We start from the raw sequence: 7,146 nt of genomic DNA on the forward strand, positions 1-7,146 counted from the left end.
GGCGGCGAGCAGCAGGAGGGCGGCGGTGAGCAGGTACCAGCGGGTGCGCCGCCACAGGCCGCGGCCGGTGGGGGCGGTGCTGGTGGCGGTCGGGGCGGGCGGCGGGGCGGTGGCCCGGTCGGTGGTGGGAGCGGGGGCGGCGCTGGTCATGCGGCTCCTCCGGCGGCCGGGGCGAGGACCGGGCGGGTGCGTTCGAGGGCCCGGTCGAGGTCGCGCAGCGACTGGTAGGCGCTCTGGTCGGCGGTGCGCTCGCCGTACGCGATGTCGTCGAAGGCGCGGGCGGCGGCGGTGAGCTCGGCCGCGTGGCCGGGCAGGGCGCGGCCGGCCTCGGCGGCGGCCTCGTCGGCGGTGCGGCCGGGGCGGGCGTCGAGCAGGGTGCGCTCCTCGAGGCCGCGGACCAGGGCGCGCATCTGCTCGCGGACGGCCTCGGTCCAGCGGCCGGCGGCGGCGTGCCGTTCGGCGTCGGCCCGGTGCTCGGCCGCGCTGCGCGGGCCGATGTCGCCGAAGACCCCGGGGTGGGTGCGGGCGGCCCGCCCGGGTGCGCCGAGGCGCCACCAGAGGGCGGCGCCGACCACCGCGGCGACCAGCAGGAACAGGACCAGGCCGGTGGCGCCGCTGGTGCCGTCGCCGGTGAGCGCGCCCAGCGCCTCGTCGATCCGGTCCGAGATCCAGTCGACGATCCGTTCCTGGAGGCTCGGGTCGTGGCGGTGGTAGTCGGCGTTGAGCAGTTCGTCGCGGGCCGCGTCCTTGGCCGCGTCGCGCGGTGTCGTGATCGGGGCGCCACCCGCGAGCACGACGTTCTCCCCCCGGATCGGCATCGGGCTCAGAGCCTTGCGGGGGCGGGGCCGGCCTGGTCGCCCCAGCCGGTGCCGCCGTGCTCGGGCAGGCCCGCGGCGCGGGCGAGCTCGATGTCGAGGGCCTCGCGGCGGATCCGCTGGTCGACGTAGAGCAGCACGCCGATGGTGGCGGTGAAGGGGAGGGTGACGGTGGAGGAGAGGACGCCGCCGATCGCCATGGTGATCAGCATGGCGGCGGGCATGCTGCCGGTCTGCCCGGCGTCGACCTGCCCGATGAAGTCGTCGAAGCCGATCACCATGCCGATGACCGTGAACGGGGTGCTGATCACACCGCCGACGACCGCGGCGATGATCTGGCTCAGCACGGTGATGCCGCAGATCCGCCACCAGGAGCGGCGGACCAGCCGGCGGGAGCGGGAGAGGGCGGTGATGACGCCCTGCTTCTCCAGCATGAGGGCGGGCGCGGCCAGGCTGAGCTGGATGCCGATCCAGATGGCGACGGGGAGGCTGAGCAGGCCCACGACGACGAGCAGGCCGACGATCGCCGGTTCCTCGGCCCCGGAGACCAGGTAGCCGATCAGCGGGGCGAAGCCCAGCAGGACGATGCCGCCGGCGATGAGACCGGTGAGCAGGGTGAGGCCGACGAGCTGGAGCAGTCGCGGCTTGGCGTCGCGCCAGGCGTCCCCGATCGACACGGCCTGCCCGAGGATGGCGCGGCTGACCACCATGGTCAGCAGGGCCGAGGCGATCACGCCGAGCAGCATCGAGAGCGGCAGGCTGATCAGGGCGGTCAGGACCGGGGTGAGGTCGCCGGTGTCCCCCTGGATGGCGAGCTGGGCGCCGAGCGAGGCGCCCTGCTGGACGACCGCGACGCCGAGGGCGAGGCCGAGGGTGACCCGCCAGTGCTTGCGGACGGTGGACACCGCGCCGTCGAGGATCTCGCCGAGGCCGAGCGGGCGCAGCGGGATCACTCCGGGCTTGGGGCTCTGCGGCACGCCCCAGCTGTAACCGCCGCCGGGCGGCTGCGGGCCCCAGCCGGGCGGCGGTGCGCCGTGGCCGGGCTGCTGCGTGCCCCAGGCGGGCTGCTGCCCGGCGTAGGGGGGCTGCGGGGCGCCGGGGGTGGTCCCCCAGGCGGGCGGGGTGTCCTGGGGCGGTGCCGACTGGCCGGGCACTGCGGCGGGTGCGTCGGCGGTGGGCCGGGCACCGTCGCGGGGCGGCTCGGACGAGCCGGGCGAGGCCCAGCCCGGAGTGTCGGTCATCACTGCTCCTCGGAGGGCTTCGGGGTGCGGGGTACCGGGTGGATCTTCACCCGCGCGCAGCGCCCATCGTGCCATGGTGCCCGGACGCACCCCAGGGGGAGCCGGTTGCTGAACGGCAACGGCCGGGGGGCGGACGATTCGTCGGCTTCGGCGGGGGCCAGGGGGGCTGAAGGGGGCGTGAAATTGGCCCGGTTTGGCTTGAATTGGACCGGATCGCCAGTTGGCCGTTCTGGAGCAATGGGACTGCTGTGCGGCAGGTCACAATCCGGTAATGAGAAGATGGACGCATGAAGGGACGCGTCCTCGTCGTTGATGACGACTCCGCACTGGCCGAGATGCTCGGCATTGTGCTGCGTGGTGAGGGTTTTGAGCCGTTTTTCGTCGCGGATGGGGACAGGGCGCTAGCGGCGTTCAGGGAGACCAAGCCGGACCTCGTCCTGCTCGACCTGATGCTGCCCGGCCGGGACGGCATCGACGTATGCCGGCAGATCCGGGCCGAGTCCGGTATCCCGATCGTCATGCTGACCGCCAAGACCGACACGGTGGATGTCGTGGTCGGCCTGGAGTCGGGTGCCGACGACTACGTGACCAAGCCGTTCAAGCCCAAGGAGCTGGTGGCCCGGGTGCGGGCCCGGCTCCGCAGGGCCGAGGAGCCGACTCCGGAGCAGCTGACCATCGGCGATCTGGTGATCGACGTGGCCGGCCACTCGGTGAAGCGGGACGGCCGGGGCATCCCGCTGACCCCGCTGGAGTTCGACCTGCTGGTCGCGCTGGCCCGCAAGCCCTGGCAGGTGTTCACCCGCGAGGTGCTGCTGGAGCAGGTCTGGGGCTACCGGCACGCGGCGGACACCCGGCTGGTGAACGTCCATGTGCAGCGCCTGCGCTCCAAGATCGAGAAGGACCCGGAGCGTCCCGAGATCGTGGTGACCGTCCGCGGCGTCGGCTACAAGGCCGGGCCCAGCTGACGTGATGTACCGGGCCGACGAAACCCCGGCGGGTACCGCGACCGACGGGGGTGGCGGCGCCGTGCGCGGGGACGTACTGAGTTCGACCGTGCGCAACCGCCGCCGCCGGGGGCCGGTCGCCCTGCTCGCGCTGCTGAACCGGCAGCTGCGCCGCCCCCTGCACCGGGTGGCGGCGCTGTACCGGCGGTCGATCCAGCTGCGGGTGGTGGCGGCGACGCTGCTGCTGTCGGTCGTGGTGGTGATGGTGCTGGGCGTCGTCGTGGTGGCGCAGGTGCGCACCGGGCTGCTGGAGACCAAGCGGTCGGCGGCCCGGGACCAGGCGCTCGCGGGATTCCAGACCGAGCTCAAGAAGATCGACGACGCGGACGACCTGCGGCTGCGGACCGCGACCACCGACCCGGCCCCCGAGGGCCTGGGCACCTGGCTGCTCCAGCAGGTCGGCGACCTGGCGGCGAGCGGGCAGAACGTCTACTCGGTGATCGCGATGCTGCCCGGCACCGGCCAGACCGTCCAGCCGGACAAGGCCGGCCTCGGCCCGCGCTACTCCGCGGACATCCTGCCGAGCAGCATCCCCGACACCCTGAAGGCGAGGGTCGCGCAGGAGCCCGGCCAGAGCTTCAGCCAGCCCACCCGGATCCAGCGCTCGCCGGAGAGCCACGCGGACACCGAGCCCGGGCTGGTCTTCGGGCAGCAGTTCACCGGGCCCGGCAACGGCAGCTACCAGCTGTACTACGTCTTCTCCTTCGGCCAGGAGACCAAGACCCTGGGACTGGTCACCGGCACGCTGGCGACCGCCGGGGTGTTCGTGGTGATCATGATGGGCGGCATCGCCTGGCTGGTGGTGCGCCAGGTGGTGACACCGGTCCGGATGGCCGCCGGGATCTCCGAGCGGCTGGCCGCCGGGCACCTGGAAGAGCGGATGAAGGTCACCGGCACCGACGACATCGCCAGGCTGGGCGAGTCGTTCAACCGGATGGCCAACGCGCTGCAGGCGCAGATCCGGCAGCTGGAGGAGCTCTCCAGGGTGCAGCGGCGCTTCGTCTCGGACGTGTCGCACGAGCTGCGCACGCCGCTGACCACCGTCCGGATGGCCGCCGACCTCATCTACGACAGCCGCGAGGACCTCGACCCGATGGCGGCCCGCTCCGCCGAACTGCTCCAGGGGCAGCTGGACCGCTTCGAGTCGCTGCTCGCCGACCTGCTGGAGATCAGCCGCTTCGACGCGGGCGCGGCCGTCCTGGACGCCGAGCCGGTCGACCTGCGCGAGATCGTCGGCCGGGTGGTCGAGGCCGCCGATCCGCTGGCGCAGGCCAAGGGCAGCGCCGTGGTGATCCGCGGCGACGGCGAGCCGGTGCTGGCCGAGGTCGACTCCCGGCGGATCGAGCGCATCCTGCGCAACCTGGTGGTCAACGCGCTGGAGCACGGCGAGGGCCGGGACGTCGTGGTCCGGCTGGGCTCGCGGGACGGCGCGGTCGCGATCGGCGTCCGGGACTACGGCATCGGCCTCAAGCCGGGCGAGGCGTCCCGGGTGTTCCACCGGTTCTGGCGGGCCGACCCGTCCCGGGTGCGGACCACCGGCGGCACCGGCCTCGGCCTGTCGATCGCGGTCGAGGACGCGCATCTGCACGGCGGCTGGCTGCAGGCCTGGGGGGAGCCGGGCGGCGGCTCGCACTTCCGGCTCACCATGCCGCGCACCCGCGGCGGCGAGATCAGCCGGGCGCCGTTCCGGCTGGAGCCGGAGGACTCCCGCAACAACCGGGGCCTGGGCACCTACGGGGCGCCGTACCGGCGGGCCGCGCGCCCGGCCGGGGCGACGGCCCTCACCGCGGCCGACGAGCAGGCCGTCCCGGAGACGCCGGACACCTCCGGCAGCGGGTTCGGCAGCGGGCTCGGCGGTGTGCTGAGCATCGGCCCCGGCCTCGGCCGACGGCCGGTCGAGGGCCCGCGCGCGGATCCGTCCGACGTACTGCCGGTCGGTGCGGGGTACGGTGCGACCGGGGCCCAGGTCGTGGTGGACCCGACGCCCGGTCGGCCGTCGGTGACGCAGCGGACCGCGGGGCCGGACGAGGCCGCAGGGGCGGACGGCACGGGTGGAACGGACACGGAGGGGTCGCAGCGTGCGAAGGACCAGCGCCAGGATTGAGCTGCGGCTGGCCGGGACGGCGGGCGCGCTGGTGGGTGCCCTGCTGGCCGGCGGCTGCGCGGCGATGCCGGATTCCGGGGGCGTCTCCAAGATCGAGCTGTCCAGGAGCTCGGCGGAGAAGAACCTCCAGGTCAGGATCTTCCCGGTGGAGCCCGCCAAGGGAGCCAAGCCGCAGGACCTGCTGGCCGGCTTCCTCGACGCGCTGACCGCCGACGACAGCTATGTGACGGCGCGCAAGTACCTGACACCGGACGCGCGGACCACCTGGAACCCCGAGGCGGGCATCAAGGTGCTCGCCTCCAACCCGGGGCACCTCAAGGTGAGCGTGACCGACAGCGACACCGAGATGTCGATCCCGGTCCCCGGGCAGCTGGTCTCCCAGGTGGACGACCGGCACTCGTACATCGGCGAGTCACCGCGCATGATCGAGTTCAACTTCTCCTTCGTGCGGGAGAAGGCCGGCGAGTGGCGGATCGACAAGCTGCCGGACGGGCTGATCCTCAACGAGGTCAACTTCCGCAACAGCTACCGCCAGGTCGACCGGTTCTTCTACGCCGCGTCCGACCCGTCCGCGCCGACGGCGGCCTCGGTGACCAACCAGGACGTGCTGATCGCCGACCCGATCTACCTGCGGCGCCGAATAGACCCGCTGGGTTCGGCGGTCCGCGCGCTTGTCTCGGGGCCGTCGACCTGGCTGGCGCCGGTCGCCAGCTCCGCCTTCCCGGCGGGCCTCGGGCCCAACGCCGTCGATTCGGTGACCCTGGACGACAACCGCACCGGGCACGTGACGCTCAGCGGGGTCGACCTCGGCAGCGCCACCGCCTGCCGGCGGATGGCCACCCAGCTCCTCTACACCCTCGCCGACCAGGGCACCGGGCAGGTCGAACGGCTGGAGCTCAAGGCCAAGCACGGCGGCCCGGTCTGCCAGGCGAGCCGCGCCGACGAGCCCGCGACCGGGCCCGGCTCGCTGGCCGGGCAGATGTCCACCCGGCAGTTCTACCAGCGGGCCGACGACGGCGTGCTGCACGAGACGCGCGGGGACGCCGTCGGCGAGCCCGTGCACGGGCCGCTGGGGCGGGTGCAGCAGAGCGGGCGGCCGCTGGGCGCGGTCGCGGTGGCCCGGGACGGCGAGCGCGCCGCGGCGATCGGCGCCGACGGCCACCAGCTCTTCACGGTGCCGTTCCTGGACTCGCTGCCGGCCATGCCGCAGCCGGTGCTCACCACCCCGAGCCGCCCGGGTTCGAAGGGCGACGACGGGCTGACCTCGCCGACCTGGGACGGGCGCGGTGACCTGTACGTGGTGGACCGCGACCCGGTCGGGCCGCGGGTGCTGATGGTGCGGGACAAGCAGGCCGTGCCGGTGGCGGTGGACGACCTGCTCGGGCGCTCGGTGCAGGGCATCAAGGTGTCCTCGGACGGTGTCCGGGTCGCGCTGCTGCTGAAGGAGGGCAAGGACAGCAAGGACCAGCGGCTCTGGCTGGGGCTGCTCGTCCACGGCGGGACCAAGGATGCCCCGACCGCGAGGATCACCGGGCTGCGGCTGGCCAACCCGGCGTTCCAGGAGGTGCTGGCGGTGTCCTGGGCGGAGGCCGACCAACTGCTGGTGCTGGGCAAGGAGAAGGACAAGGCCCAGCAGCTGCAGTACATCAGCACCGACGGGTCGCAGAACCGGGACGCGCGGTTGCTGGGCGGTGGGGAGGTGGTCGCCGTCGCCGCGTCGGAGTCCCGGGGGACGAACGCGCTGCCGGCGCCGCCGGTGCTGGCGCTGGCGCTGGAGAAGGAAGTGATCAAGCCGTACCGGCTGGTCAACAACCAGTGGCGGGAGCTGGTGCTGCCCTACAAGGCCTCCGCGTTCATCTACCCGGGCTGAGGCCCGGCGCCCGGCGTGGGCCGGGGGCGGGGCCCTTCACCGGTCGGAGGTGTCCGGGCGGTGCCGGCGGTGGTGCGGGACGGCCGCCGCGACCGTGGCGGCCGCGGCGGGC

5 protein-coding genes are annotated in these 7,146 nt (G+C 73.9%); 3 read left to right on the plus strand and 2 right to left on the minus strand.

Annotation, left to right across the window (positions count from 1 at the left end):
* Positions 1-146 precede the first annotated feature (146 nt).
* Entirely contained in the window at positions 147-818 is a 672-nt protein-coding gene (locus BI06_RS33495) for a DUF4129 domain-containing protein (protein WP_030394307.1), read from the minus strand.
* Between the two features lie 5 nt (positions 819-823).
* Positions 824-2,056, minus strand: coding sequence for a hypothetical protein (locus BI06_RS33500; RefSeq protein WP_030394306.1), 1,233 nt, complete (start codon positions 2,054-2,056; stop codon positions 824-826).
* Positions 2,057-2,343: 287 nt separating this feature from the next.
* Here BI06_RS33500 and mtrA point away from each other — a divergent pair, with 287 nt between their 5' ends.
* From mtrA to BI06_RS33515, 3 genes are all read left to right on the plus strand, one after another.
* The gene (mtrA, locus tag BI06_RS33505) at positions 2,344-3,021 is read left to right on the plus strand and encodes an MtrAB system response regulator MtrA (protein WP_030247322.1); all 678 of its coding nucleotides are present in this window, start codon (positions 2,344-2,346) and stop codon (positions 3,019-3,021) included.
* Between the two features lie 61 nt (positions 3,022-3,082).
* On the plus strand, positions 3,083-5,164 hold the full coding sequence (gene mtrB / locus BI06_RS33510) for an MtrAB system histidine kinase MtrB (RefSeq protein ID WP_369826294.1): 2,082 nt from the start codon (positions 3,083-3,085) through the stop codon (positions 5,162-5,164).
* Positions 5,139-7,034 carry an LpqB family beta-propeller domain-containing protein gene (locus BI06_RS33515; RefSeq protein WP_043474738.1) on the plus strand — a complete coding sequence of 632 codons (1,896 nt, stop codon included), beginning with the start codon at positions 5,139-5,141 and terminating at the stop codon, positions 7,032-7,034. Before mtrB ends, BI06_RS33515 begins: the two co-directional genes overlap by 26 nt.
* The last annotated feature ends 112 nt before the right edge of the window (positions 7,035-7,146 follow it).

Source organism: Kitasatospora sp. MBT66, from assembly GCF_000710405.2.
Classification (GTDB): domain Bacteria; phylum Actinomycetota; class Actinomycetes; order Streptomycetales; family Streptomycetaceae; genus Kitasatospora; species Kitasatospora purpeofusca.

Coding starts and splice junctions, on each gene's coding strand:
- BI06_RS33495 (WP_030394307.1), bottom strand. CDS start 818: ATGCCGATCCGGGGGGAGAACGTCGTGCTCGCGGGTGGCGCCCCGATC.
- BI06_RS33500 (WP_030394306.1), bottom strand. CDS start 2,056: ATGACCGACACTCCGGGCTGGGCCTCGCCCGGCTCGTCCGAGCCGCCC.
- mtrA (WP_030247322.1), top strand. CDS start 2,344: ATGAAGGGACGCGTCCTCGTCGTTGATGACGACTCCGCACTGGCCGAG.